Genomic DNA, 23,388 nt, shown 5'->3' on the forward strand with positions numbered 1-23,388 from the left:
CGGTTACAAATTATAAATTTATTTTATCTGTAACCGTCGCGCCCGTTTTTTACTCTTATGTGTGCATGAAGCATTTAGATGAACAGGTTTATTTAGATAAGATACTTAACGGCGACCCGGCTTCATACGCGTTCCTTGTAAATAAATATAAGGATATGGTTTACAGTATTGCCATAAAAATACTGCGCGATGCCGACGAGGCGCAGGATATTGCACAAGAGTGTTTTATTACCGCCTACCAGCAATTGCATAAATACCAGAGGCGGTCTAAATTTTCAACATGGCTATATACAATTGTTTATAGGGCCGCCGTTACGCAGCTGCGCCGTAATAAGCTGGATACCACTTTTATTGGCGATAGCGTTAACGAGGTATTGGATAATGGTAACAACCAGTTTGATCAGCTGCAAGCAAAACAAGTGGGGCAACAGGTGCGTATAGCTATTGACAGGTTGCCGCCAACTGAAGCTTTATTGGTAACTTTATATTATATAAATGATCTGCCTGTAAAAGAAATCCAGGAGATAACGGGGCTGTCAAAAGCTAATATCAAAATAAAGTTGTTCAGGGCCAGAAAAAAGCTGGAAACTGAACTGGCATTTTTGTTGGATGATGAAAAGAAATTGAGCAATGAGCAGGAATAAGAAAGATATTTTCAAAGAGGTTATCAGCAAAGCAGAAAGCCAAAAACCTGCTGATGATACGGCCAATCTGGTTATGCAGCAAATTACAGCCGTAGCCGATGATGAAGTTGCTATAAGCCCCGCGTTAAAAAACCTGCTGCAAAAACACGTCATTGATGCTGCTCCGATGGCATTTACAAATAATGTAATGGCGCAGGTAAACCCGCAGCAAACGGAAATTAACTACAACCCAATCATATCAAAAAAGGCCTGGTACGCCATTGCGGCCTCAATACTATGCATATTAATATTAACGGTAGTATCGGGCGGTTCGGGTCAGCACGCTTTTAGCGCCAGCATTGGGGGTAATGCTATAAAACAAATTAATGCAATACCGCCCGTTTATATAATAACCTTAATATTTGGCGGACTGTTGCCGGTAGCAGAACATTTTATTACGGGCCGTTTAAAATTGAGTAAACAATAATATTACCCCAAAAAATATTTAGCTGGTTGCAACGCTCGGGTGTATACAACTAATGGTTGTATTGGCGCTTTTTTGATCGTTTTAAAAAATGTAAGCGATTGTAATAGCTTAAACTATAGCTATTTAAAAAATGGTGTATACGGGATAAAACAGGCGTATACACTGTATACGGCTACACCTGCTATTACTCTACCTTGCTTATCCAGTCTTTTACAGCATTGCGCAGGACTTGCTCTTTTTGCAAAACGTCGTCCATCCCGGTTATGGAAAGCATCTTTCGGCCGTCAGCGTAGTCGCCGGTGAGTAATCCACTGGAGTTATCAATTTTCGCACCGCTGGGGAACACCAGCAGTATGCGCTTGTGGAGGTTCATTACAATAATGTGCCGCTTGTACTCTTTGCGATCAAATGGCTTCATTTCGCCGGTATAGTAAAAACTTGGCGCGTTCCATTTTATTTCCTCGGCAATTTCAGCACCGGTGCTTAAAATTATCTGCCGCAGCTTTTCAATAATAGGTTTAACGGCTTCGTCCAATTGCGCTATATAGGCTGATACAGCTTCGCTTCCGCTTAATTTAGCTGCTTTTGGCATGTTACCGTTCCAGTTTTGCCACCCGCGCAGGCGTTTCTGTACCCGCTACAATGCCGCGGGAGCTTAAGGCAATAGCTTTTATAGTAGCAGTTATATTCTTAACATCTAAAGATCCAAACTCATCCTTTACGGTATGGTAAAGCTTATCAATATCTATCTGATCTGTCGATATGGTATGTGCCGGAACGCCTAACCTCGCCAGCGTAGCATTATCACTGCGGTAGAAAAGATTTTGCGTAGGGTACGGATCCGGATAAAATTTAAAGTCGGTGCCCTCCAGGTTTTTTTGCAGGATGGGGCCAAAATCTGAGCGCTCAAAGCCGGTTATAAATGCCGAGTTCTCACCAAATTTGGATGCCTTGCCAATCATTTCAATATTAAACATGGCTACCGTTTTATCAGGGTTAACCATCTTAGAGAAATACCGGGCACCGTAGCCGCCTATCTCTTCGGCAGTAAATGCTACAAAAATTAAAGTGCGGGCATTGTTATCTGTTTCCTTAAAGTATTTAGCTAAAGCAATAACAGCCGTGGTGCCGGATGCATCATCATCCGCGCCGTTGGCAATGCTGTCGCCATCCATTGCTTTAACAATCCCCAAATGGTCATAATGGGCAGAGAATATTACATACTCATCGGGCTTGCTTTTGCCGGGCAATACGCCAACCACATTAAATAGCGGGATATTGGTCAGCTTCTCGGCCATATTACCACGGGTTGGCAATGGTCCCAGGGCTTTTGGGTCAACCACCTGGCGAAAACCACTCAAACCCTCCAGGGGTTGCAAGCCGATGTGTTTAAATTCATCCTCAATAAACAGGGCAGCCTTTTCAATGCCGGGCGTAAAGGTGCCACGGCCCTGCATGTCATCAGCAGACAGGGTTTCTATAATGCGTTTTACGTCTTTTTCTTTGATCAGTTTATCTACTTTCTGCGCATAGCCGCAAACGGATACACTTAGCAAAAAAGTAATGGCGAAGATTTTTTTCATGTTGTTATTTTACTTTGGATGATAACCAACTATTCCTGAAAGCCAGTTGCGCGGTACTTGGCTGTTGCCCGGCTTTTTCAAAAGTAACAATTTCAAAAGCTGTATTTTCAGCTAAAGTTAATGTTGTTGTGTGGTTACCGGCACGGTTGGTATAAGTTATCTGCACTTTATCGCCCGGCTTTTTATCGGCAACTGCCTGGTTTAATGTTGTCGTGTCGGTTATTTTTTTACCATCGGCAGTAAGTATAACGTCACCGGCATCAATACCGGCATTATAAATTGGCGTTCCAATAATGGTACTGCCTGTAATAGCTAATCCTGTTGCGGCATTGACCCGGATCTGCCCTGAACGCCCGCGTGTGGATGCAGATGATAATCCTACCCATGCCTTACCAGGTTGGGCCTTGCGCAGTAACAATCCTGCTTTGGCCAGCAAGGCCTCGTAATTGCTCTTCTCTGTGCCGTATATGTAACGATTAAAAAAATCGGCTGCAAACTTGGGGTCTTTAGTCAGCTTAGCCAGATCGCTTTGCAGATCAGGTATGGTGTAGGGCTTCATTTTTTTGCCCCGCTCCAGCCAGACCGTGCGCATATAATCATCCAAAGTTAAGTTATAATCGCTGCGTAATTTCAGGTCGAGCGCAAGGGCGATAGCTCCGCCGTAGGTATAATAACTTGTAAAATTGTTTATATAGTTATTTGGGTCGATGGACACCCCGGCATCAGTAAAAACTGATTTACGGCTCATTTCTGTAGCCGGGTACTTTGCCGCGCCTGGCGTGTTCAATACAGCATTTACCAAGCCTCCTAAAACGCGCGTATAATCGTCGGTTTTATAAAATGCCGAGCGGGTTAATATCAGTTCGCCATAATATTGGGTAAATCCTTCGGCAAACCACAGCTCGCTGCTCATATTGGCGTGGGTAAAGTTAAAAGGCTCTAATGTTTTTGGCCTTATGCGCTTTACGTTCCAGGCGTGGAAAAACTCATGCGAGAATGTGCCTAACAAACCCAGTTCGTTACCCTCTACTTTATCGGCAACGTCAACAATACAGGTAGAATTTCTGTGCTCCATGCCATCGCCGGCGTTGGTGGGATACACATCATCTAAAAAGGTATACTCGCCGTAATCATAAGCAGGTAGTTCGCCGAAGACCGCTTGCTCTTCCACCACCATTTTTTGCACCATTTTGCCAAAATTGTCAATAACAGGCTGGTCATCTGTTGAGTGTATGGTAAGATTGATCTTTTGTTTTTTGCCATCGGGATTTACTACCTCCCAGTTGGCAACTTTATGGTTAGACAGCTCCGTAGGGCTATCCATCATGTATTGAAAGTTGGGTGCCGAGTAAACATTCGCACCTTCGTGTTTTAGCTGGGTAGCCACTTTCCAGCCATACTTGTCCAGGTCGTTAAACTCAAAACGTACCTCGCGCAGTCCCTGATCCACATTAGCTACCCACATAAAAGTAGCAGGCATGTTAAGATGCGCATGGCTGGCATCAATACCTGTGTAAGTGCCGTCGGTCCAGTTTCCAAATAAGGTATAGCTTACTTTTACGGCATCGCCGTGGTCTGCTATCTCATACCTGTCGCCCTCCACCTGGGTTATCACCAGCGGTGTGCCATCAGTATTATAAGCTTTCAAATTATAAATGTTTTTACCAAACTCGTGCGTGGCATACCTCCCTGCCGATGAGCGACTCATTTGCAAATTGATTTTACCGGCCGGCGCTTTGGGAATAGTTAACACTATTTCGGCTTCGTGGTGAGCGGCGTTAGGGAAGGATATTAAGTAATATAGGGGCTTGGGGGCGGTTTGCGCCAGGCTGGCACACGCAAAAAATGCAGTGGCCAGCACTGTTAGATAAAGCTTTTTCATTACATCAGTTAATTAAAGGCAAAATAACGTAAAAAACCAAACAACAGAAATGCTTTTGGCTTAAATGTTACCGGTAGCGGTAGCGGCCCATATCATTTTCAGACTGCCCTATAAGTGCCTTTTTTCTGTTCCCTACATCTTCATCAAGGTGATGATCAAATACGCTATCGGTTATGGCTATATCACGTTCTTTGTCCCGCTCGGCATAATGTATATCCGCCTCGGCCATTTTGCTAATGGCAACATCATACGGCCCTTTCGGCGACATCAGTTTAACAAACACCGGCAAACATTCAAACAAAATGAACAGGTAACCGATAAACGAGATGGCGAGGTAAGTATCCAGGTCTCGTGTACCGTCATTATTGTAGCCCAACTGCCCCAGTGCCCAGTTACGGTCTGCAAAGCCGGCTACGTTAGCCAGGCTGTCTAATTGTTTTTCGCTAAAAAGTCGCAGGTTTTTTAACCCTTCAAAATCTCTTCTATCACTCAGATAGTTGTCCATCCGCTCTGCCTCCCCGGTTACCGTTTTCAAGCGATCCTGCTTCTCTTTTAAAACATCCTCTTTTCGCTTGGCATAAGTGCCATAACCTGTAATGCCCGAGGTTTGGTTAGTTTTATCGCCGAATACTTCCTGATTAAGCTCGTACCGGGAGCGATTAATGTCTTTCTCAAGGGAATCCTTTTCCTTGCGTAAGTCGGCACTTTTAATAATCTCAGAACCGTACTTCTGCGCATAGGTTCTTTGCAGGGTATCTATTTTACGGTTTTGGCCCTTGGTATAGGCGCTTTTTAATTTCTGCCTTATCTCTTTATCAAAGATCTTTAATTCTAAGGGGCGCGATATAACAATACCTATCATTATAGCTAACAGAATACGCGGTGATGCCTGTAGTATCTGCTGGTTGGTGCTGCCTTCTTTGTTTATGCTTGATACAATGTAGCGGTCCATATTAAAAATGGCCGTACCCCAAAGTAACCCGAAAAGTATAGCAAAGCCCACTGCAAAAGCATCACCATTAAAAACAAAATACATGGCATAACCGCCAGATAATGATGCAAAAAGCGCAGTAAAAAATATAGTGGCCCCTATACCCACATACTTGTTATGCTCAACCGGGTATTTCTTTAAAATATCAACTTGCGCGCCCGAGCAGAACCAGAAAAACCGGGTAATTTTATCCATTAGTTATTTTATATACAATGAAACGCTTTAAGGGGCGTATTGTTACAAAAGTATGGCTTAAATATTTAATACAGAACACTTACCTTTGGTTGGATAAAATTTAAAACCATGCAGGAAATAACAGTACAGGAACTGAAAGATAAGATAGATAATAATGAAGACTTTCAACTGATTGACGTAAGAGAAGATTTTGAGTACGAAACATCAAATTTGGGCGGCGTGCTTATACCCTTAGGTGGAATATTAATTGAAACTGATAAAATAGCCAAAGACAAACCGGTTGTGGTGATGTGCCGCAGCGGCAAACGCAGCGCGGCTGCCATAATGCAGCTGGAGCAACAAGGCTTTACCAACCTGTCAAATTTACAAGGCGGTATTTTAGCCTGGTCTGCAGAGATTGACCCGGATATAGTAGTATACTAATGGGTAAGCAAATAATACTTAACACCCTGTATAACGTAGGCATATTTATAAGCCTAATGACTGCTTACTGGGGGTTTAATAACCAACGTTATGAATATGTTGCCGCAGGCGTTATTATAGCGGCTTTATTTGTTTTTTTAAAAATAAAGATCATTAAACAGGTACGGAGCAATATTAAGAAGTAAAACTGCTTTAGGTAGATACAATAAAGGGGCTGTTTCAACAAAAACAGCCCCTTTGGTTTTAAAAAAAGATTTCTATTCTGATTTACCTACCAGTTTCCATACATAAGCGCCGCCTTCTTTGACAATACCAAAATAATCAAACGTACCGCTTGCCCTATCGCCGTTAACGTCCAGCGCTTCGGCCCCAACTATGCCACTGTGTGTGTTGGCTTGCTCAACAAATTTACTTGTCAGATTGTCAAAATAAATGGTAGAGCCTTTGGTAGCCTCTAAGGTGTAAGCTATTGTCCATGCGGCATCATAAGCTGCCAGGGCAAAGGCATCAGGCTCAACCCCGGTTTTTGCCTTAATACGTGCGGCAATTGGTTTCCACTGAGATTCGGTAGCAACAGGTAAGCCGAATGATGGTGCAAAAAAGCCTGTCTTTATAGCAAACTCAGCCACTGCAGCGTCGCTTAAAAAAGCGGTGCTCAACACTACTCCATCGCCGCCAAACCATTTAACGCCGCTCAAAACGGGATCAGCCGCAGCCAACTTGAATATCTCTACACCTTCATCAAATGATGCCAGGTATATGCCCACCTTATCCGCCCCATATGTGCCAATTAAAGTATTAACCTGTGTTTTAATAGAAGCAATAAGCGCGGCGTAGTTGGCGCCCGTGGCCGCATAAGGGGTTATAGCAACCGTTTGCCCCCCTTTAGTGGTGAAGGCAGCGCCGGTTGCAGTTTGTAACCCTTTGTTGCCGGCATCATCCCGTGATACGGTAACCAGGCCTTTGAACCCCTTTTTATAGATGGTAGCCGCGGTAGCCGCACCTTCAATTTTGTCTGGCGGGCAAAAGCGGAATATAGCATCATTGGGTACAGCCAGGCTTCCGGCGGTACTGCTTTGGCTTATTACAAGCACCTCTGCACCTTCTGTAATTGGTTTTAGTGCCGCCAACTCAGCACTTGATTGCGGGCCGATTATAAATTTAGCCCCCTCGCTCCTGGCTTTAGAAAAGTATGATTTTGTTAAATCAGCATCCAGCTTGGTATCGTAAACGCTAAACTGTATTCCATAAGGAACTTTGTTGGCGGTTAAGTATTGGTTAATATCATCAGATGCAATTTCTAAAGCAGCTTTTGATGTTATGCCTAATGATGACCAGTTACCCGTTAACGAGAAAAGGCCGACAACGTTAATAGTTCTTTTGGGTTCTTTTTTTCCGCAGGATTGGAATGTGGCAACAATAACTAGAGCGGCAAAGACAGTAAGCAAATTTTTTTTCATCAGAAAGTAGGTTGTAACACTTTCTGCTAAAGTAAGTAATTATCAGCAAGAAGGAAAATTACCTGCCCGTACTTGAATTTGCGGATCCGTTCTATCCTATCCTTTTATAGTCGTCTTTTGACCTGTTAGGATCATAATGCACGCCCGGAGTGAGCCAGTAAAGCAGCACCACCCTTGAGTACCTGAAATTGAAAGGCGATAATACAACTGCAGAACTTAACAGTACGGCAACATATATCCACGGATTTTTACTCCCGGTTAAAATATATAGCCCCACAGCAAGCGTCACCATTTGTGCAATGTTAAAGGCGTAGCTAACAAACATGGCTACATAAAAATAGCCGGGCTCAATTTCAAACTTAAAGCCGCAATGCGGACAGGTCTCGTTCATTTTTTGCGACGAAAGGCTGTACATGCCATTGGCAAACATGTCTCCCCTGCGGCATTTAGGGCATTTGGCGTTAACAGCTGCATATGTTTGCGAAATTTTCATGGTGTTATCTGCTAAGGTATACATACTAATTATGGTTATGTTTTCTGAATTCTTCGGGAGTTACACCGGCTTGTTTTTTAAAGAACTTGGTAAAGTAAGAGTTGTCGGCAAAATTTAACTGATCAGCTATTTCGGCAATGCCAAGCTCCCGGTTTATTAAAAGGCGCTTAGCCTCTAAAGCTATCCTGTTACGTATCACCTCGCCGGCAGGTATGCCCAGCATGGCACTACACAATGCGTTTAAATGATTAGGCGTTATAAACAACAGTTCGGCATATTCTTTAGGTAGCTTTAGTGTAGTGTAATTTTTCTCTATTAATTTTTGAAAGTTGCGCAGCAAGGTGTAGTTATAAGCCGGCACATTGTCGTGCTTGTTACCCAACCGCGATACCGCTATAAATAATTTTAACAGTATAGCTCTTATCATGTCCGCTTTTAAAAGCTGCTCGCCTGCGTTCTCTTTTACAAGTTCCTCAAACAGGGCGGGTATTATTGTCTGCATATCTGCAGGGATATCTATAACAGAATCTGCCACAATGCCCGAAAAGAAGGGTAACTCATCCAAATACCCCGCTTTAAGTAAAAACGACTGGAAAAAGGCCGCGGAGAAATTAATGATATAGCCATCCACATGCCCCTCAAAGTCCCAGTTGTGTACCTGCCCGGGTATCATAAAATATATTTGATCTGGCTTAACGGCAACATACTCAAAGTCAATGGTCTGCGATCCGCCGCCTTGGGTAAAATATACCAGGTGATAAAACGAGTGTTTATGTGGTATAAACAGATTTTTATGAACGGATAAATAATGGGCAAACCGGCTTATTAAAATATCATCTTTACTGTTGTTCGTAAGGCTGCATATGTCATATACAGGGATATTGGTTTTCATGTCTCAAAATTAAAGTATAATAATCGCTTTTAATGGCAGTATTCGGGGCATTTATGGTACTTTTTACTGATTGGCCTTTTTTGTGGCTTTCGTACACAAATTGGGGCGCATCCCCTTATAGCGCGCATCTTTGTAACGGGCGTGTTACAAAATCCATATTTTGGGGAACTCTATTCACAGTTCTAAAAACGCCCCCGCCCAAAAAGCCCAAAAAACACATATAGAGAGCACTTTTTAGCAATGGCAAAGCTTTTGTATATATCTATTCAAAAAAGGAGGAGATTATGAAAGTAAGATCATTATTTGTAACAGTGCTGGTAACAATTGCATTAATTGTTTTAACTGTATCATCAGTGTACTATGTGGTAAACGAAGGCTCTACGGCAAACATAGCCGGCAACCTTATATTGTTGGTTTGCTTATTCTTTTTTACATGGACGGCACTTTTACTTAACCGCGTTAAGTACACCAATTTAGTCCCCTAATTGAGCCGGCTTCTGCAAGGGAGCCCTATAAAAAGTTGGTCTGAATATTAAGTGAAATAGATAAGTGCATAAGACCGCGTATAAAGCCCTCCGTAATTGGAGGGCTTTTTTTATTTGCCCGGTATCTGCATCAGACCATGTAAAAACTTAATTGGGGGGGTATAAATAGATAATCTCATTTACAATATTTTATAATAAATTTATTCTAAAAGGCAACCTTTATTAAATTTTAGCCGTGATGGGGTAGAATACAGGTTGGAGCCAATACAATGTAACCGTAACATATGAGCGACGAAGAGTTACATCACCTTATACAAGGCTGTGTAAAAAAAGATAGTAAGAGCCAGAAATTGCTTTACAAAGCTTTCTATGGGTTTTCTATGGCTATATGTTTGCGATATGCTACCAACCAGTACGAGGCCGCGGAGGTTATGAACCAGGGCTTTTTTAAAATATTTACCAAAATTGAGGCATATAACGCCTCGCGGCCTTTTAAAGCATGGCTGGGTAGGATTATGATGAATACGGCAATTGATTACTACAGGTCTAACTTAAAAATGGCTTACGCGCAGGACCTGGATACCGCAGAGCATATAGGCGAAGTAAGTATGGCAGACAACAATCTTAATTATAATGATCTGTTGGCCATGATACAGCAATTGCCACAAAGTTACCGCACTGTTTTTAACCTGTTTGCAATTGACGGGTATTCGCACGAGGAGATAGCCGAAATGCTTGACATTAGTTCGGGCACATCAAAATCAAACCTGTTTAAAGCGCGGCAAAAATTAAAGCAAATGATAATGGATGCCGAGGCATCGGCTTATGATTATAATAACGGAACAAAATTTTCGCCGGTTGTGGCCATAAATGGCGCAGCGGCAATAAAACCGGTGTATTATAACATCGATACAAGAGAATGAAAGACGAGCAGCATAAAAATATAGACGACGTTTTCAGACGGGTTATGGAGAACCCGGCCAATGAACCTGAATACAGGCCAGACCACTGGAATGCATTGGATGAAATGCTGAACGGTAAAAAGAAGCCGGGTAAACTGGTTTATTGGTTACCACTTAGCGCCGCCGCTATGCTATTGATCGCGCTGGGCTGGTGGTATTTTACTCCTCAGCATGCAGAGAACGCCAATTCTGCTCAACAGCTGGTAATAAAGAAGTCAACCGGCGCAGTTACAGGCCAACGTCCTGATGTTGCTGCTGGTTTAAAAACAGCTCCAATAGTTTCGCAAGATCAGCAAGGGGCAAATATGGCTGTACTTTCTGCAGATAAACCAAACTTGGGCACCGGCGACAGAAGCATTGATAAACCAAACCTGGGCACCGCCGACAGATACACCGGTAAACCCAACTTAGCTTTGGTGTCACCCAATGGTGCGGCAGTAAAAGAAGATGGTAAAGTTGCCGCTATTATTAATCCTGTTAACAGAGATGACAGATTTATAATACTTGAGCAACCGAAGCAATTTATTTTACCTAATACAGCAATAGCTAACCATAGTATTAAGCCTGTTAACGTAAATGAAAGCATTGGAAGAATTGCCCGGGTTGCACAGGACAATAAAGCCAAAGACGAAAGCTGGCTGAAAAAACCGAGGTTAGCACTTACTGTACTTTCTTCGGCTGATATAAATGGCTTAAATTCATTCAACAACACAGGTACCGGTAAAAATATCGGAATGCTTTTTTCGGCCAGGTTTAAAAAGTTATCTATTAGCACGGGCGCTTATTATTCGTATAAGCCTTACACCATGCCTTTTTCTGCATACAGCCCCAACTCGGCTTATAAGTTTAAGTATTCGCCGGAGAGCGTTACTGCTGATTGCCGTATGCTGGATATACCGCTTAATATAGATTACCAGGTATTTGAAAAAAACCAAAACTCCATATCCGTGGGCACGGGCATATCATCTTTTGTTATGCTGAAGGAAAATTATCAATATAATTATTCAACCAGCCATGTGTATGGGTCATCGTCTTATAATGTTGCCAACCCTGATAAGTACTTATTCAGCTCGGTAAATTTTCAGGCAAATTACAGAAGGCAGATCAACTCAAAAATAGGGGTAAATGTAATGCCGTATGTAAAAATACCCCTCAATGATATTGGATACAGCAGGGTAAAATTGCAAACTGTTGGCGTAGCAGTTGGCCTTAACTGGAATATAAATTCGCTCCCAAAACCCAAGTAATTATGAAATATATAGCTCTTATTTTACTTGTCTGGATGTCTTCATTCCAGGCAGGGCAGGACCTCTATGCTTGTAAAAACGCGCGTATAGCGCTGTTCTCATCAGCACCTATAGAAGATATTGCTGCAGCATCAACAAGCGGAACATCGGTTTTAAACACAACAACAGGTCAGCTTGACTTTAGCGTGAATATATCATCGTTTAAGTTCAAAAAATCTTTGATGCAGGAACACTTTAACAGCGAATACCTGGAGAGTGATAAATATCCTAAAGCTGTTTTTAAAGGCAAGATACAGGAAACAATTAACGCTGCTCAAAACGGCACTTATCCTGTTACCGCCGTGGGTGAACTGGAAGTGCATGGTATAAAGCAAAGCCGCACGTTTCCAGGTAAAATTACAGTTAGCAATGGCACTGTAAGCCTGGCTGCTGAGTTTATGGTGAAATGTGCCGACCACGACATTAAGATCCCCACCATCGTTTTTCACAACATTGCCGAAAGCATAAAAATAAACGTTAACGCCACTTATACACTTGTCCCTCAATCAAAATAACCACGTCATGAAAAAACACTATTATTTACTGCTGATATTTGCATTACTGTCTGTTAAGCTTAACGCGCAGCAAACCGGAAAAATAAGTCGCGAAGATTCTTTAATGAACGCCATGGCCGCTGCTAACCCGCCCCAGGCCGCCACAACAGCCATTTTTGCATCAAGCAGGCTTATCCTTTCAGAAACCAATGAAACCGTTAAAAAAGGTAATCTCAACTTTTTAGTGATACACCGCTTTGGCGATATAGGCGGCCCCTTTGGCGGTGGGCAAAGCTTGTTTGGCCTTGACAACTCCAGCGATATATATATTGGGTTTGAATACGGCCTTGGCCAAAACCTTGACATACAATTTGGCCGTAGCAAATTTCAGCAATTAATAGATCTGGGGTTAAAATATAACATCGTGCATCAATCAAATGATGGCAGCCCGGTTGCTATTACTTTACTGGGTAAAATGGGACTCAAACCGTACAAGAATATCGGCGCGTTCAATGCTTACTCTGACAGGTTCGCCTATGTTGCCCAAGCCATTATAGGCCATAAGTTTTCAAGAGCATTCTCCATGCAGATTACTCCAACCTTTGTGAGCAGTAATACAGCGCAGCCCGCTTTACCCGGAAATGATAAGCGATTTTTTGCATTAGGTGCGGCCGCCCGTTTAAAAATAACAAAACGCATGGGTATAGTAGTAGATTACGCGCATCCGTTCTCAACTTTCAGAAGCAACTCGCCTGCCCCTGATAAATTTTATGACCCTATTGGTGTAGGCATAGAAGTTGAAACCGGCGGCCATGTTTTTACCATCAATTTTTCAAACGCCAAGGCCATATCGCAAACAAATTATTTAAGCGATACGCGGTCTGATATAGGCAAGGGCGAGTTCAGGCTGGGCTTCACCATATCCAGAATATTTGACCTGTCCGGACATAAATCATCTAAATAAATAACCCGCAAAAAACTATAAAAATGGAAAGAGAAGAATTTTTATCAAAACTGGGCATAGGCGTGTTGGCTATCTGCACCGGGTGTGGCATTGCCAGCTGTGGCAGCAAAAGTAATGATCCTGGTCCATCAGGTGGTGGCGGCGGCGGTGTTACCCCACCCGCGCCGGGCTCAGGAACGGTTTTTACTGCCGACCTTAACTCGGAGGTGACCGCCATTGGTACAACAAAAGTAAGTGGTGGTGTTATATTGGTTAGAATTGCGGCAGGCAATGTAGCCGGATCATTCACAGCCGTTCAGGTAGCCTGTACACACGAAGGTACAAATATTGGCTATAACAACTCGGCAAGCAAATTTGTATGCCCCTTACATGGCAGCGAGTTTAGCCAAACCGGAAGCGTACTTTTAGGGCCGGCGGCAGTTGCATTAAGAAAATATACAGTAAATATAAGCGGCACAACGCTTAGTGTTGTTGCTTAATATAGGAGTGTATTACGGGAGCCCCGGGGTTTAAGGTGCCTCAGGGCGCTCGTAAATTTTGAACAAAAATTATCTATTTGAGGTATTGACAAGTTGAAGAACAGCTGATAGTTTTGGAAATATGCGATAGGCACGGCACTATAAAAGCCGGCCAATCGTTATAATCATTTTCAACCAGCTTTTTACAACATGAAAAATTTACGACTTTCTTTATTTCCGGTACTTATTGTGGTGGCTGCAGTTACGCTCCCGGGCTGTAAAGCAAAAAAAATAGTACAACCCGCGCCTGTTGCCGAGTCTTTTCCGCCTGCGCCGGTAGCTAAACCAACACCGGCTGTTGCACCTGTTGCCACCGCGCCAACGCCGGCTCCGCAACCCGCGCCAACACCGGCCCCGCCTGATTACAATTTTGCAAATATCCAGTTTGAGTTTAACTCGGGTATTTTGAAAACGCAATCCTATCCATTAATGGACCGCGCGGTTGCCGAGATGAAAAAGGATCTTTCGGTAAAATTTGTATTAAATGGCAATGCATCTGCCGAAGGCACCCCTGCGCATAACATGTCGCTTTCTGTTGAACGTGCCAACGCTGTAAAAACTTATTTGGTTAACAGCGGCATAAATGCAGATAATTTACGCACCGTGGGTAATGGCGAAAGTAAGCCCGTTGCTGATAATACTACAGAGGCCGGCCGCGTGCTGAATAGAAGGGTAGAGATCAAGAAGGCGCAGTAGAAAAGGTGGAGTAAAAGAAAATTTTAGTGTGTTGTCATTTCGAAGAAGCAGTGCGGTGGACTATGAGGAGGCGCGACTGAGAAATCTTTTCGAAGCGATACATAAGAGCGGTTTTTTCGAAAAGATTTCTCCTCCCGCACTACTCCTCTCCCACGCGGGTCGTCGAAATGACATAGAGGGGGTGGCCAATGCTACATGAACATCTTATTAAATAAAAAAGGCGATGAATTAAAACTCATCGCCTTTTTTTATTTGGGGCCAAATGCGGGCTATATAACCATATTTAATATTAATACCCCTATAAGGCCGAACACTGATACCAGCGATTCCATCATCGTCCATGATAAGAATGTTCGTTTCATATCCAGGCCAAAGTACTCTTTAAATACCCAGAACGACGTATCATTTACGTGCGAGCAAAACAAGCTTCCGGCACCTACAGATAATACCATCAGGTTAGGATCTGCGTGGGTTTGCTGCATTAACGGGAAAACTATACCAGCCGCTGCCAGGCCAGCTACAGTAGCAGGGCCAAGGCATAACCTTAATATAGCGGCTATAAGCCATCCTAAAAGCAGGGGTGGCATGTTTAATTGCTGCAGGCCATCGGCTATTTGTCCGCTTACACCTGTATCAATAAACACTTGCTTAAGTATACCCGCGCTGCCTATTATAAGCAGTATGAGTGATATCTCTTTTATCGCGTCGGCATACACATCCATTACCTGTTTTAAGGTACGTCCGGTGCGGATGCCTAAAGTATAAGTAGCAATTAAAATAGTGCCTACCATAGCAATGTTCGGATCAGCAATAAAATGCCAGATCTTCTGTGCGCCGGGGTTGCCCGCGGTAAAGCTTGCAGCAGCACTGCCTACGCCTATTAGCAATACAGGTAGTAATGATGATAAAATACTTGTTGCCAGGGATGGTAGTCTTTCTTCCGGAATATCTTCGGCTGTAAATGTGATGGAGGTGTTAGACTTTATGCCCTTTAACGTTTTAGCGAAAATTGGCCCCGCCAATATTATGGTAGGGATGGCTATAATAAATCCGTACAAAAACACTTTAGCTATATCTGCCTGAAACTGCACCGTTAATGCCATAGGCGAGGGGTGCGGAGGCAAAAAGCCATGCATTACCGATAGCGCCGTAAGCATAGGTATACCTATGTACACCAATGGTAGTTTGTAACGAGACGCTACAGAAAATATAATAGGAATGAGCAAAAAGAAACCAACGTTGTAATACAAAGGTATACCCACAATAAGGCCGGTTAAACTCATGGCCCATGTAATATACTTTTCGCCAAAGGCGTTGCGCATGGATGTGGCTATGCGTTGCGCGGCACCGCTTACGCCCACCAGCTTGCCCAGCATACCGCCTAATACGATCACCACTACTAACGAGCCCAGCATATCGCCTATGCCCTTATTGATGGTTTTAGGTATCATTTCCAACGGCATCCCCAGTAGCAGGGCCGCCATAACAGATACAATTATAAACGTGAGGAACACGTTCATCTTTGCCCATGTAGTTAACACAATGAGTGTACCTATACAAAGAATAAGAATAAACACTAACATAATTTATATTTGGTTTAATATGGAAAAACGGAGAGGACTTTGCTGCCCCCTCCGTTTTTATTATCGCTATTAAAAGCCCATCCCTTAACAGCTTATACTATTTGCTTAGTGCGAGTCTCTGGTAACCTTTGAACCAGAACAGCCTACCAGGAACTCAAGGTCAGCACCTTTATCAGCCTGTTGCACGGTGTCTATATACATTTTAACATAACCACGCTCGGCCATTGCAGGTGGTGCCTGCCATACTTTGCGGCGGGCCTCAAGTTCTTCGTCTGATACTTCCAGCTGGATCAGTTTCTTAGCTACATCCAATGTTATCATATCGCCGTTTTCAACAAGGCCTAAATTGCCACCTATGGCAGACTCAGGCGATACGTGCAGGATCACGGTGCCAAAAGCAGTTCCGCTCATGCGTCCGTCAGATATCCGCACCATATCGGTAATGCCTTTATCCAGCAATTTTTTAGGTAATGGCATATTACCAACCTCAGGCATGCCAGGGTAACCCACCGGGCCTACGGTTTTAAGTACCATTACGCATGTTTCGTCAATATCCAAAAGCGGATCGTCAACACGTGCGTGGTAGTCTTCAATATTTTCAAACACCACGGCGCGGCCGGTGTGCTGCATTAAAGCAGGTGTAGCTGCTGATGGTTTAATAACACAACCATTAAGCGCCAGGTTGCCTTTCAGCACGGTTGTTCCGGCCTCGGGTATCAATGGCTCATCAAAAGTGTAAATAACATCACTGTTGTAGATGGTACCACTGTTGGCAATGTTTTCTGCATGCGATTTACCTGTAACGGTTATCACATCCATGTGCAGCTCAGACTGTATTTGCTTAATAATAGCCGGTAAGCCGCCTGCATAGTAGAAATCTTCCATCAGGAACTTACCGGATGGCATCAGATTTAACAACAAAGGCATTTTTGAGCCCAGGTTATCAAAATCATCAATGTTCAGATCAATACCCACACGGCCGGCAATGGCTGTTAAGTGGATAACAAAGTTGGTTGAACCACCTACGGCGGCGTTTATTTTGATAGCGTTTTCAAACGCTTCGCGGGTTAATATTTTTGAGATGCGCAGATCTTCTTTAACCATATCAACAATACGGCGGCCCGAAAGCTGCGCTATTCTTTTCTTACGTGCATCAACAGCCGGAATAGCGGCCATGCCGCTTAATGACATACCTAACGACTCAACCATTACAGCCATGGTTGAAGCGGTACCCATGGTCATACAATGTCCGGGGCTGCGTGACTGGCAGCTCTCTGCCTCGGCAAACTCATCGTAAGTCATTTCGCCCGTTTTTAGCTTATCGTTAAATTTCCATAAGGCTGTGCCGGAACCAATATCTTCACCACGGAACTTACCGTTTAACATTGGGCCACCTTGTACAACAAGTGTAGGCAGGTCAACACTGGCAGCGCCCATTAAGGTTGATGGAGTGGTTTTATCGCAACCGGTTAACAGCACAACACCGTCAATAGGATTACCACGGATAGATTCTTCAGCATCCATACTTGCCAAATTGCGGAAAAGCATCGCGGTAGGCTTTAACAAAGTTTCGCCTAATGACATGATAGGAAACTCAACCGGGAAACCACCGGCTTCTAACACACCGCGTTTAACACTTTCAGATATATCGCGCAGGTGAGCGTTACAAGGGGTAAGCTCAGAGTAGGTGTTACATATACCTATTACCGGGCGCCCATCAAACATATCCTCGGGCATACCCTGGTTTTTCATCCAACTGCGGTATAGGAAGCCCATTTTATCCTTTGTACCAAACCAATCGGCACTGCGAAACTTGCTCATAAAAATTAATGTATATTATTCTAGTATAATTCAAATCAGGGGCCCGGCATTACCAGACTTGTATAAGCATACAAAGCGTAGTACGCTTAGTAGCTAATGGCTTGCAAAGTAATAAATCTTTTATTTAAACTGAGAAAAAAAATCCAATTTGAAACCTGTCTGTACGTTGGCGTATTAACAACTATAGTGCTGTTGAACAGCTCTTTATTTGGCGGTGAAAAATAAAGAGGGCGGCGGAAATTTAAACCGCGGAATTGTTGCAAAACATACTGAGAAATGAGCTTTTTTAATGTGTTTTCAATCAATTGATAGTCAATTTATTACAAACAATTTGAAGCTGATTTTGCTGACGAATAAGTGTGTTGCAAAGTGTTGCATGTTTAAACGTTTAGTTTTTATAAATAACTTATAACAAGTATGTTACAAAAAATGCTGTTGCAAGTGTTGCAAACTGTTGCCAATATTCCTGCAACACCGCGCGTATCTATTTTTTATGCTACTGCGATGAGAAAAGCGCTATGCTAAATTAAACTGCATGGCAAAAACAGAGCCTTCGCCCTCTACCGACTGTACCTTTATTGTCCCCTTATGCAACAGCATAATCTGTTTGCACAGGCTCAGCCCAATGCCACTGCCGGTTTTGCGGGTGCTGAAAAACGGAATAAAGATCTTATCTATCAACTCCGCCGACATGCCCGTGCCGTTGTCTGTGATCTTTATTAATTGCCGCCCTTCTTTTGATACTTCGGCGCTAAGGGTGATTACGGGCTTGTCGGCACCCTTTACAGCTTCAATGGCGTTTACCAGCAGGTTTATCAGCACCTGTTCAATCAGCTCGCGGTCTATGTTCACCGCCATTTGCGTATCGCGAAGCACAATGTTTAATTCTATGTTTTTCTGCGTAAGGGTTGGCTGCATAAGGCTGCTTAAATTCTCAAACAGATCACGCACCAAAGTATGCTTCAGATCAAGCCGGGTGATCTTGTTCAGGTTGCGGTAGCTTTCGGTAAACTTTAGCAGGCCCTCGCTGCGGCGCTTAATGGTATCAATGCCCAGCTCCAGATCGTCCAGATCAGTGCCGCCGTTGTTCTTTTCGCTGTACAGTTTAAGCCTGTTCTTCAACGTATCAGCTAATGACGAGATGGGGGCCACAGAGTTCATTATCTCATGCGTCATTACATTCAACAGCTTTTGCCATGCTTTTGATTCGGTTTCGTCCAGGGCCTCGCTTATGTTTTGAAAAGCCAGTAGTTTGTATACTTTGTCATCGCTACGCATAATGCTGGCAGTAAGCAAAATTTTAACTACCTGCTGGTTGCGCGTTATAGACACCACTTTACTGTCACCGGGTTTTAAAGCAATCACAGCGCTGTAAAGTTCCTCGTCGCGTTTTTGCAGGGATTGAATGGTTTTTAAGTAAGGGATGCTAAAAGTTTTTTTAAACGACTCGTTCATCCAGCCTATGGTGCCGGTTTCCTGTTCGTAGGATATAATGCCGGTGTCAACCAGCTCAAGTATCTTTTGCAGGTACTGGTATTGCGTTTCGCGCTCGCGGCTAATAGTTTTAAAGGTGGTGTTGATATCATTAAAGCCCTTACGCAGGGGTTTAAGCTCAACAGGTGCCCTGTTAACATCAAAATGCCTTGAAAAATCCCGGTAGTGTACGGATTCTGCAAACTGCTCTACCTCGCTATGCGCCTTTTTTTGAAAACGTAGCATATCTGTTAATATAAACAGCATAAGAGGGACAGCTATTACCAGCATTTCATACCAGCCTTTTACCAGTATAACGCTTAACCCCAATAAGCTTAAAAACAGTAGCGTTACGCGCAGCAGCAGGCGCACTTCGTATCCTTTAAATATCATACTTGCTTAGTCTGCGGTATAATGCGGTGCGGGTTAATCCAAGTTCTTTAGCGGCACGGGTAATGTTGCCGCTATGTTTATCAATAACCCGCATAATGGTGTTTTTTTCAACCATGCTTAGCGGCATATCATCCGGCATTTCAGGTTCGGGGCCTGAGTTTTCTAAAGAAGAAAAGATCAGATCGTTTGCGGTAAGCACATCGCTATCGGCCATAATTACCGCACGCTCCATGGTATATTGCAGTTCGCGCACGTTACCCGGGTAGTGGTAGCTATTTAGCTTATGTAAGGCTCCTGCGTCAAAACTTACAGCAGGCTTTAAATATTTGCTGGCATAGGTAGATGCAAAATGTTTAGCCAGCAAAACAATATCATCATCGCGCTTGCGCAACGGCGGCATGGTAACCTCTACGGTATTTATGCGGTAGATCAGATCTTTACGGAAACGGTCGTCGCTGGCCAATTCATTTAAGGGTAGGTTGGTAGCGCATATCAACCGTATGTCAATATCAACGGGTTTATTACTGCCCAGCCGCGTAACCTGCCTGTTCTGTAAAACGGTAAGCAGTTTGGCCTGTTGCCTTAGGGATATATTGCCTATTTCGTCCAAAAACAAAGTGCCGCCATTGGCATCCTCAAACCTTCCGGACCGGTCCTCGCGGGCATCAGTAAACGCGCCTTTTTTATGTCCAAAAAGCTCGCTCTCAAAAAGGGTATCGGTAAGCGCGCCAACGTCAACTTTAACAAAGGGTTTGCCGGCACGCAGGGAGCGTTCGTGTATGGCTTTTGCTATCAGATCCTTGCCTGTGCCGTTTTCGCCAAGAATTAAAATGTTGGCATCGGTAGGGGCAATTTTGTTCACCTTTAAAAATATGTCCTGCATAACACCCGATCCGCCAAGTAAGGTGGTAGCGGCTCCGGCGTTTTTGGCAGCAGTATTTTTTGCAGGTTTGGGGCTATCTTTTTTATCAAGCAGCTCTTTAATTATTTCGGTAAGCTTGTCATTGTGCCAGGGTTTAACAACAAAGTCGGCGGCCCCTTCTTTTAATGATCGTACCGCCAGATCAATATCTCCGTAAGCGGTTATCATTATAACAATGGCGTCAGGCTTCCATTCCTTTACTTTGCGCAGCCAATATAAACCCTCGTTGCCGGTGTTAATGGCACTGTTAAAGTTCATATCCAGCAAAATAATGTCAATAGTATTGCGCTGCAGCAGGCTGTTTAGGTTTTCAGGGTTTTTCTCGGTTATAACTTCTCCGGCTTCGGTTTTAAGCAGCAGCTTAACAGCGGTGAGCACATCGGGGTCGTCATCAACAATTAAAACGGTGGCTTTTTTTAATAACATATAGGTACGGCCGAAAATTTAATAAATGTAATTTTATTTTAAGCAGTTAAGCAACAATATAACCGTAAATATAAGGTACTGTATAACAATTTTTTGCGTAAAATAGTACGTGCATAAAGTGTATCACAACCGTACACCCGCTGTTGCAAAACCGAACGTGGTTTGATCAAATATCTTATTTATAAATTTGATTTACAGCTACTTGCAGCTTGGCACGTTGTTTTGTTAATAACATAAATATATATCGTCATTTTTAATATTGTGGACAGAAAAATTGAACAGAAAAGGTGGAATAGCAAACGTATTTTAACGATTGGAGGAATTACCGCGCTTGTTATATTAATTGCATCGAGTATTTATTTCACATCAGGGAAAAGCAAGCTGGATGTTGAAACCGAGCGTATAACGGTAAGCGAGATAACAAAAGGACCGTTTCAGGTAACTATCCCGGTAAACGGATTGGTAATGCCTATTACAACTATATATCTTGATGCAATTGAGGGCGGCCGGGTTGAGCAGCTGTTTGTTGAGGATGGTGCCAACTTAAAAAAAGGCGACCCTATAATTAAGTTATCAAATACTGATTTGGAATTGAGCCTGGCTAACCAGGAAACCGCGGTTTATGCTGCCCAAACCCAGATCCGTATTCAGCAGAATAATGCCGAGCAAAATACCGTTGGAAAGCTTAACCAAATGGCCGACGCGGATAACGCGTTTCGTGAAGCTGAGCGACTATACAAATTGAACAAGCGTTTGTACGATCAAAAGGCCATCGGATCGCAGGAGTATCAGCAATCATCAAATACCTACCAGTATGCGCTAAACCGTTATAATCTTACCAAACGCATACTTAAACAAGATAGTTTACTTACAAAAGACCAGACGCAGCAAACCCGCGAGCAGTATACCCAAATGCGCACCACGCTAAACTTAATGCGCCAAAAAGTAGCTGATCTTACCGTACGCGCACCGGTTGACGGGCAGTTAACCTCTTTAGATGCCGAAATAGGCCAAAATAAAAACAAAGGAGGACGACTGGGGCAGATAGATGTGCTATCGGGCTTTAAGGTACGCGTTGACGTGGATGAGCATTATATATCGCAGGTTTATACCGGTTTAACAGGCACTTTTAGTTTTGCTGATAAAACCTATACACTTAAAATTAAAAAGGTATTTACACAGGTAGCCAATGGCAAGTTCCAGGTTGATATGCAGTTTGTTGGCAATGTACCGCAGGGTATTCGTCGCGGGCAAAGTTTGCAAATACTGCTGGCGCTGAGTGATGAATCTAAACAGGTTTTGTTGCCTAAAGGCGGTTTTTATCAGCAAACAGGTGGTAACTGGATATTCAAAATGAGCGAGAACGGCAAGTCGGCCTTTAAAGTAGATATACAGCTGGGCAGACAAAACACCGAATATTACGAGGTTATGCAAGGGCTTAAGCCGGGTGATAAGGTTATCACATCAAGTTACGAGAATTACGGGGATATACAGGAATTGGTGTTGCAGAAATAGACCGTGCCATGCTTAACATAGCGATGGGTTCAAACCCATCGCTAACGTTAGGCAACAAAGAGAAGAACGAACTAAGAATATAAAAAACTAAAAATAAAAAGCCCCTCCGGAAGGCGGGGTTGGGGAGGCTCAATGATAAAAATATCCGACTTAGAAAAATTTTACCGTACCGAAGAGGTAGAAACCATCGCGCTTAACAAACTATCAATTGATATAAAGGAAGGCGAGTTTGTTGCCATTATGGGGCCTTCGGGGTGTGGAAAATCCACATTGCTTAACATTCTGGGTTTGCTGGATGATCCTGATGGGGGCAGTTACCTGTTTAACGGTACTGAAGTAGCGCATTTTAACGAGCGTAAACGTGCAGATCTGCGCAAGCATAACATAGGGTTCGTGTTTCAAAGCTTTAATTTGATAGATGAGCTAACCGTATTTGAAAATGTGGAGTTACCGCTGATCTATACCGGCGTGCCATCGTCTGAGCGTGTAGCCAGGGTTGAGAAAGTATTAGACAAAATGCAGATCATGCACCGCCGTAATCACTACCCGCAGCAGTTATCTGGCGGGCAGCAGCAGCGTGTGGCTGTGGCAAGGGCGGTAGTAAACAATCCTAAGATAATACTGGCAGATGAGCCCACAGGTAACCTGGATAGCAGCAACGGTAACGAAGTAATGGAATTGCTTACCGACCTGAACGAACAGGGAACAACCATTATAATGGTTACCCACTCTGAGCATGACGCACGTTACAGCCACCGCATCATCCGCTTGTTGGATGGGCAGACGGTGATGGAGAATATAATGATATAACTGATTGACAT

General features: G+C 43.4%; 24 protein-coding genes. 13 read left to right on the forward strand and 11 right to left on the reverse strand.

The features are described from left to right. Window positions 1–65 precede the first annotated feature (65 nt). Window positions 66–644 carry an RNA polymerase sigma factor gene (locus ACFQZS_RS12450; RefSeq protein WP_377100683.1) on the forward strand — a complete coding sequence of 193 codons (579 nt, stop codon included), beginning with the start codon at window positions 66–68 and terminating at the stop codon, window positions 642–644. After that, window positions 631–1,110 (forward strand): hypothetical protein, encoded by a 480-nt coding sequence (locus ACFQZS_RS12455; protein ID WP_377100685.1) that lies wholly within the window; start codon window positions 631–633, stop codon window positions 1,108–1,110. Before ACFQZS_RS12450 ends, ACFQZS_RS12455 begins: the two co-directional genes overlap by 14 nt. A 184-nt stretch (window positions 1,111–1,294) precedes the next feature. Here the strand turns inward: ACFQZS_RS12455 and ACFQZS_RS12460 are convergent, their stop codons facing one another. From ACFQZS_RS12460 to ACFQZS_RS12475, 4 genes are all read right to left on the reverse strand, one after another. Beyond that, the gene (locus ACFQZS_RS12460) at window positions 1,295–1,702 is read right to left on the reverse strand and encodes a DUF1801 domain-containing protein (protein WP_377100687.1); all 408 of its coding nucleotides are present in this window, start codon (window positions 1,700–1,702) and stop codon (window positions 1,295–1,297) included. Between the two features lies 1 nt (window position 1,703). After that, window positions 1,704–2,693, reverse strand: a complete 990-nt coding sequence (locus ACFQZS_RS12465; protein WP_377100689.1) for a M20/M25/M40 family metallo-hydrolase — start codon at window positions 2,691–2,693, stop codon at window positions 1,704–1,706. A 4-nt stretch (window positions 2,694–2,697) separates the two neighbouring features. Next, the gene (locus tag ACFQZS_RS12470; RefSeq protein ID WP_377100691.1) at window positions 2,698–4,575 is read right to left on the reverse strand and encodes a M61 family metallopeptidase; all 1,878 of its coding nucleotides are present in this window, start codon (window positions 4,573–4,575) and stop codon (window positions 2,698–2,700) included. A 67-nt stretch (window positions 4,576–4,642) separates the two neighbouring features. After that, window positions 4,643–5,761: a DUF4407 domain-containing protein gene (locus ACFQZS_RS12475; protein WP_377100693.1), complete on the reverse strand. Its 1,119-nt coding sequence runs from the start codon at window positions 5,759–5,761 to the stop codon at window positions 4,643–4,645. Window positions 5,762–5,869: 108 nt separating this feature from the next. Between ACFQZS_RS12475 and ACFQZS_RS12480 the strand changes: the two genes are divergently transcribed. Beyond that, window positions 5,870–6,184, forward strand: coding sequence for a rhodanese-like domain-containing protein (locus ACFQZS_RS12480; protein ID WP_377100695.1), 315 nt, complete (start codon window positions 5,870–5,872; stop codon window positions 6,182–6,184). Next, window positions 6,184–6,369, forward strand: coding sequence for a DUF6358 family protein (locus ACFQZS_RS12485; RefSeq protein WP_377100697.1), 186 nt, complete (start codon window positions 6,184–6,186; stop codon window positions 6,367–6,369). Before ACFQZS_RS12480 ends, ACFQZS_RS12485 begins: the two co-directional genes overlap by 1 nt. A 72-nt stretch (window positions 6,370–6,441) precedes the next feature. On the opposite strand, the gene ACFQZS_RS12490 is transcribed toward ACFQZS_RS12485, so the two are convergent. The 3 genes from ACFQZS_RS12490 to ACFQZS_RS12500 all read right to left on the reverse strand — a co-directional run bounded on the left by ACFQZS_RS12490 (window position 6,442) and on the right by ACFQZS_RS12500 (window position 9,029). Then, on the reverse strand, window positions 6,442–7,644 hold the full coding sequence (locus ACFQZS_RS12490; protein ID WP_377100699.1) for an ABC transporter substrate-binding protein: 1,203 nt from the start codon (window positions 7,642–7,644) through the stop codon (window positions 6,442–6,444). Between the two features lie 91 nt (window positions 7,645–7,735). Further along, on the reverse strand, window positions 7,736–8,161 hold the full coding sequence (locus ACFQZS_RS12495) for a DUF983 domain-containing protein (protein WP_377100701.1): 426 nt from the start codon (window positions 8,159–8,161) through the stop codon (window positions 7,736–7,738). A gap of 1 nt (window position 8,162) precedes the next feature. Then, window positions 8,163–9,029, reverse strand: a complete 867-nt coding sequence (locus ACFQZS_RS12500) for a helix-turn-helix domain-containing protein (RefSeq protein ID WP_377100703.1) — start codon at window positions 9,027–9,029, stop codon at window positions 8,163–8,165. A gap of 284 nt (window positions 9,030–9,313) precedes the next feature. On the opposite strand from ACFQZS_RS12500, the gene ACFQZS_RS12505 reads away from it, so the two are divergent. The 7 genes from ACFQZS_RS12505 (at window position 9,314) to ACFQZS_RS12535 (ending at window position 14,434) form a co-directional block, all read left to right on the forward strand. Further along, a complete protein-coding gene (locus tag ACFQZS_RS12505; RefSeq protein ID WP_377100705.1) occupies window positions 9,314–9,514 on the forward strand; it encodes a hypothetical protein in 201 nt (66 codons plus the stop codon). Between the two features lie 284 nt (window positions 9,515–9,798). Continuing rightward, on the forward strand, window positions 9,799–10,437 hold the full coding sequence (locus ACFQZS_RS12510) for an RNA polymerase sigma factor (RefSeq protein ID WP_377100707.1): 639 nt from the start codon (window positions 9,799–9,801) through the stop codon (window positions 10,435–10,437). Beyond that, complete coding sequence (locus ACFQZS_RS12515; protein WP_377100709.1) at window positions 10,434–11,723, forward strand: hypothetical protein; 1,290 nt, start codon at window positions 10,434–10,436, stop codon at window positions 11,721–11,723. The genes ACFQZS_RS12510 and ACFQZS_RS12515 overlap by 4 nt, the downstream gene beginning before the upstream one ends. Window positions 11,724–11,725: 2 nt before the next feature. Continuing rightward, complete coding sequence (locus tag ACFQZS_RS12520) at window positions 11,726–12,277, forward strand: YceI family protein (RefSeq protein ID WP_377100711.1); 552 nt, start codon at window positions 11,726–11,728, stop codon at window positions 12,275–12,277. 7 nt (window positions 12,278–12,284) lie between these two features. Further along, window positions 12,285–13,220, forward strand: a complete 936-nt coding sequence (locus tag ACFQZS_RS12525) for a DUF5777 family beta-barrel protein (protein ID WP_377100713.1) — start codon at window positions 12,285–12,287, stop codon at window positions 13,218–13,220. Between the two features lie 23 nt (window positions 13,221–13,243). Beyond that, the gene (locus ACFQZS_RS12530) at window positions 13,244–13,699 is read left to right on the forward strand and encodes a QcrA and Rieske domain-containing protein (RefSeq protein ID WP_377100715.1); all 456 of its coding nucleotides are present in this window, start codon (window positions 13,244–13,246) and stop codon (window positions 13,697–13,699) included. Window positions 13,700–13,888: 189 nt separating this feature from the next. Further along, window positions 13,889–14,434 (forward strand): OmpA family protein, encoded by a 546-nt coding sequence (locus tag ACFQZS_RS12535; RefSeq protein WP_377100717.1) that lies wholly within the window; start codon window positions 13,889–13,891, stop codon window positions 14,432–14,434. A 269-nt stretch (window positions 14,435–14,703) separates the two neighbouring features. Here the strand turns inward: ACFQZS_RS12535 and ACFQZS_RS12540 are convergent, their stop codons facing one another. The 4 genes from ACFQZS_RS12540 to ACFQZS_RS12555 all read right to left on the reverse strand — a co-directional run bounded on the left by ACFQZS_RS12540 (window position 14,704) and on the right by ACFQZS_RS12555 (window position 21,052). After that, complete coding sequence (locus tag ACFQZS_RS12540) at window positions 14,704–16,017, reverse strand: gluconate:H+ symporter (RefSeq protein ID WP_377100719.1); 1,314 nt, start codon at window positions 16,015–16,017, stop codon at window positions 14,704–14,706. A 105-nt stretch (window positions 16,018–16,122) separates the two neighbouring features. After that, window positions 16,123–17,838, reverse strand: a complete 1,716-nt coding sequence (locus ACFQZS_RS12545; protein ID WP_377100721.1) for an IlvD/Edd family dehydratase — start codon at window positions 17,836–17,838, stop codon at window positions 16,123–16,125. Window positions 17,839–18,354: 516 nt separating this feature from the next. Beyond that, complete coding sequence (locus tag ACFQZS_RS12550) at window positions 18,355–19,704, reverse strand: sensor histidine kinase (protein ID WP_377100723.1); 1,350 nt, start codon at window positions 19,702–19,704, stop codon at window positions 18,355–18,357. Next, the gene (locus ACFQZS_RS12555; RefSeq protein WP_377100725.1) at window positions 19,694–21,052 is read right to left on the reverse strand and encodes a sigma-54-dependent transcriptional regulator; all 1,359 of its coding nucleotides are present in this window, start codon (window positions 21,050–21,052) and stop codon (window positions 19,694–19,696) included. The genes ACFQZS_RS12550 and ACFQZS_RS12555 overlap by 11 nt, the downstream gene beginning before the upstream one ends. A gap of 261 nt (window positions 21,053–21,313) precedes the next feature. On the opposite strand from ACFQZS_RS12555, the gene ACFQZS_RS12560 reads away from it, so the two are divergent. Together ACFQZS_RS12560 and ACFQZS_RS12565 are read left to right on the forward strand one after the other, a co-directional pair. Beyond that, a complete protein-coding gene (locus ACFQZS_RS12560; protein WP_377100727.1) occupies window positions 21,314–22,567 on the forward strand; it encodes an efflux RND transporter periplasmic adaptor subunit in 1,254 nt (417 codons plus the stop codon). 132 nt (window positions 22,568–22,699) lie between these two features. Continuing rightward, on the forward strand, window positions 22,700–23,377 hold the full coding sequence (locus ACFQZS_RS12565) for an ABC transporter ATP-binding protein (protein WP_377100729.1): 678 nt from the start codon (window positions 22,700–22,702) through the stop codon (window positions 23,375–23,377). Window positions 23,378–23,388: the final 11 nt, after the last annotated feature.

Source organism: Mucilaginibacter calamicampi (genome assembly GCF_042676765.1).
GTDB lineage: Bacteria > Bacteroidota > Bacteroidia > Sphingobacteriales > Sphingobacteriaceae > Mucilaginibacter > Mucilaginibacter calamicampi.

Bases quoted from the DNA above. Each gene is read 5' to 3' on its own strand.
- ACFQZS_RS12530 (WP_377100715.1), top strand. From the start codon at position 13,244: ATGGAAAGAGAAGAATTTTTATCAAAACTGGGCATAGGCGTGTTGGCT.
- ACFQZS_RS12495 (WP_377100701.1), bottom strand. From the start codon at position 8,161: ATGTATACCTTAGCAGATAACACCATGAAAATTTCGCAAACATATGCA.
- ACFQZS_RS12535 (WP_377100717.1), top strand. From the start codon at position 13,889: ATGAAAAATTTACGACTTTCTTTATTTCCGGTACTTATTGTGGTGGCT.
- ACFQZS_RS12475 (WP_377100693.1), bottom strand. From the start codon at position 5,761: ATGGATAAAATTACCCGGTTTTTCTGGTTCTGCTCGGGCGCGCAAGTT.
- ACFQZS_RS12500 (WP_377100703.1), bottom strand. From the start codon at position 9,029: ATGAAAACCAATATCCCTGTATATGACATATGCAGCCTTACGAACAAC.
- ACFQZS_RS12515 (WP_377100709.1), top strand. From the start codon at position 10,434: ATGAAAGACGAGCAGCATAAAAATATAGACGACGTTTTCAGACGGGTT.
- ACFQZS_RS12540 (WP_377100719.1), bottom strand. From the start codon at position 16,017: ATGTTAGTGTTTATTCTTATTCTTTGTATAGGTACACTCATTGTGTTA.
- ACFQZS_RS12460 (WP_377100687.1), bottom strand. From the start codon at position 1,702: ATGCCAAAAGCAGCTAAATTAAGCGGAAGCGAAGCTGTATCAGCCTAT.
- ACFQZS_RS12565 (WP_377100729.1), top strand. From the start codon at position 22,700: ATGATAAAAATATCCGACTTAGAAAAATTTTACCGTACCGAAGAGGTA.
- ACFQZS_RS12545 (WP_377100721.1), bottom strand. From the start codon at position 17,838: ATGAGCAAGTTTCGCAGTGCCGATTGGTTTGGTACAAAGGATAAAATG.
- ACFQZS_RS12490 (WP_377100699.1), bottom strand. From the start codon at position 7,644: ATGAAAAAAAATTTGCTTACTGTCTTTGCCGCTCTAGTTATTGTTGCC.
- ACFQZS_RS12510 (WP_377100707.1), top strand. From the start codon at position 9,799: ATGAGCGACGAAGAGTTACATCACCTTATACAAGGCTGTGTAAAAAAA.
- ACFQZS_RS12520 (WP_377100711.1), top strand. From the start codon at position 11,726: ATGAAATATATAGCTCTTATTTTACTTGTCTGGATGTCTTCATTCCAG.
- ACFQZS_RS12550 (WP_377100723.1), bottom strand. From the start codon at position 19,704: ATGATATTTAAAGGATACGAAGTGCGCCTGCTGCTGCGCGTAACGCTA.
- ACFQZS_RS12485 (WP_377100697.1), top strand. From the start codon at position 6,184: ATGGGTAAGCAAATAATACTTAACACCCTGTATAACGTAGGCATATTT.
- ACFQZS_RS12470 (WP_377100691.1), bottom strand. From the start codon at position 4,575: ATGAAAAAGCTTTATCTAACAGTGCTGGCCACTGCATTTTTTGCGTGT.
- ACFQZS_RS12555 (WP_377100725.1), bottom strand. From the start codon at position 21,052: ATGTTATTAAAAAAAGCCACCGTTTTAATTGTTGATGACGACCCCGAT.
- ACFQZS_RS12455 (WP_377100685.1), top strand. From the start codon at position 631: ATGAGCAGGAATAAGAAAGATATTTTCAAAGAGGTTATCAGCAAAGCA.
- ACFQZS_RS12450 (WP_377100683.1), top strand. From the start codon at position 66: ATGAAGCATTTAGATGAACAGGTTTATTTAGATAAGATACTTAACGGC.
- ACFQZS_RS12525 (WP_377100713.1), top strand. From the start codon at position 12,285: ATGAAAAAACACTATTATTTACTGCTGATATTTGCATTACTGTCTGTT.
- ACFQZS_RS12505 (WP_377100705.1), top strand. From the start codon at position 9,314: ATGAAAGTAAGATCATTATTTGTAACAGTGCTGGTAACAATTGCATTA.
- ACFQZS_RS12480 (WP_377100695.1), top strand. From the start codon at position 5,870: ATGCAGGAAATAACAGTACAGGAACTGAAAGATAAGATAGATAATAAT.
- ACFQZS_RS12465 (WP_377100689.1), bottom strand. From the start codon at position 2,693: ATGAAAAAAATCTTCGCCATTACTTTTTTGCTAAGTGTATCCGTTTGC.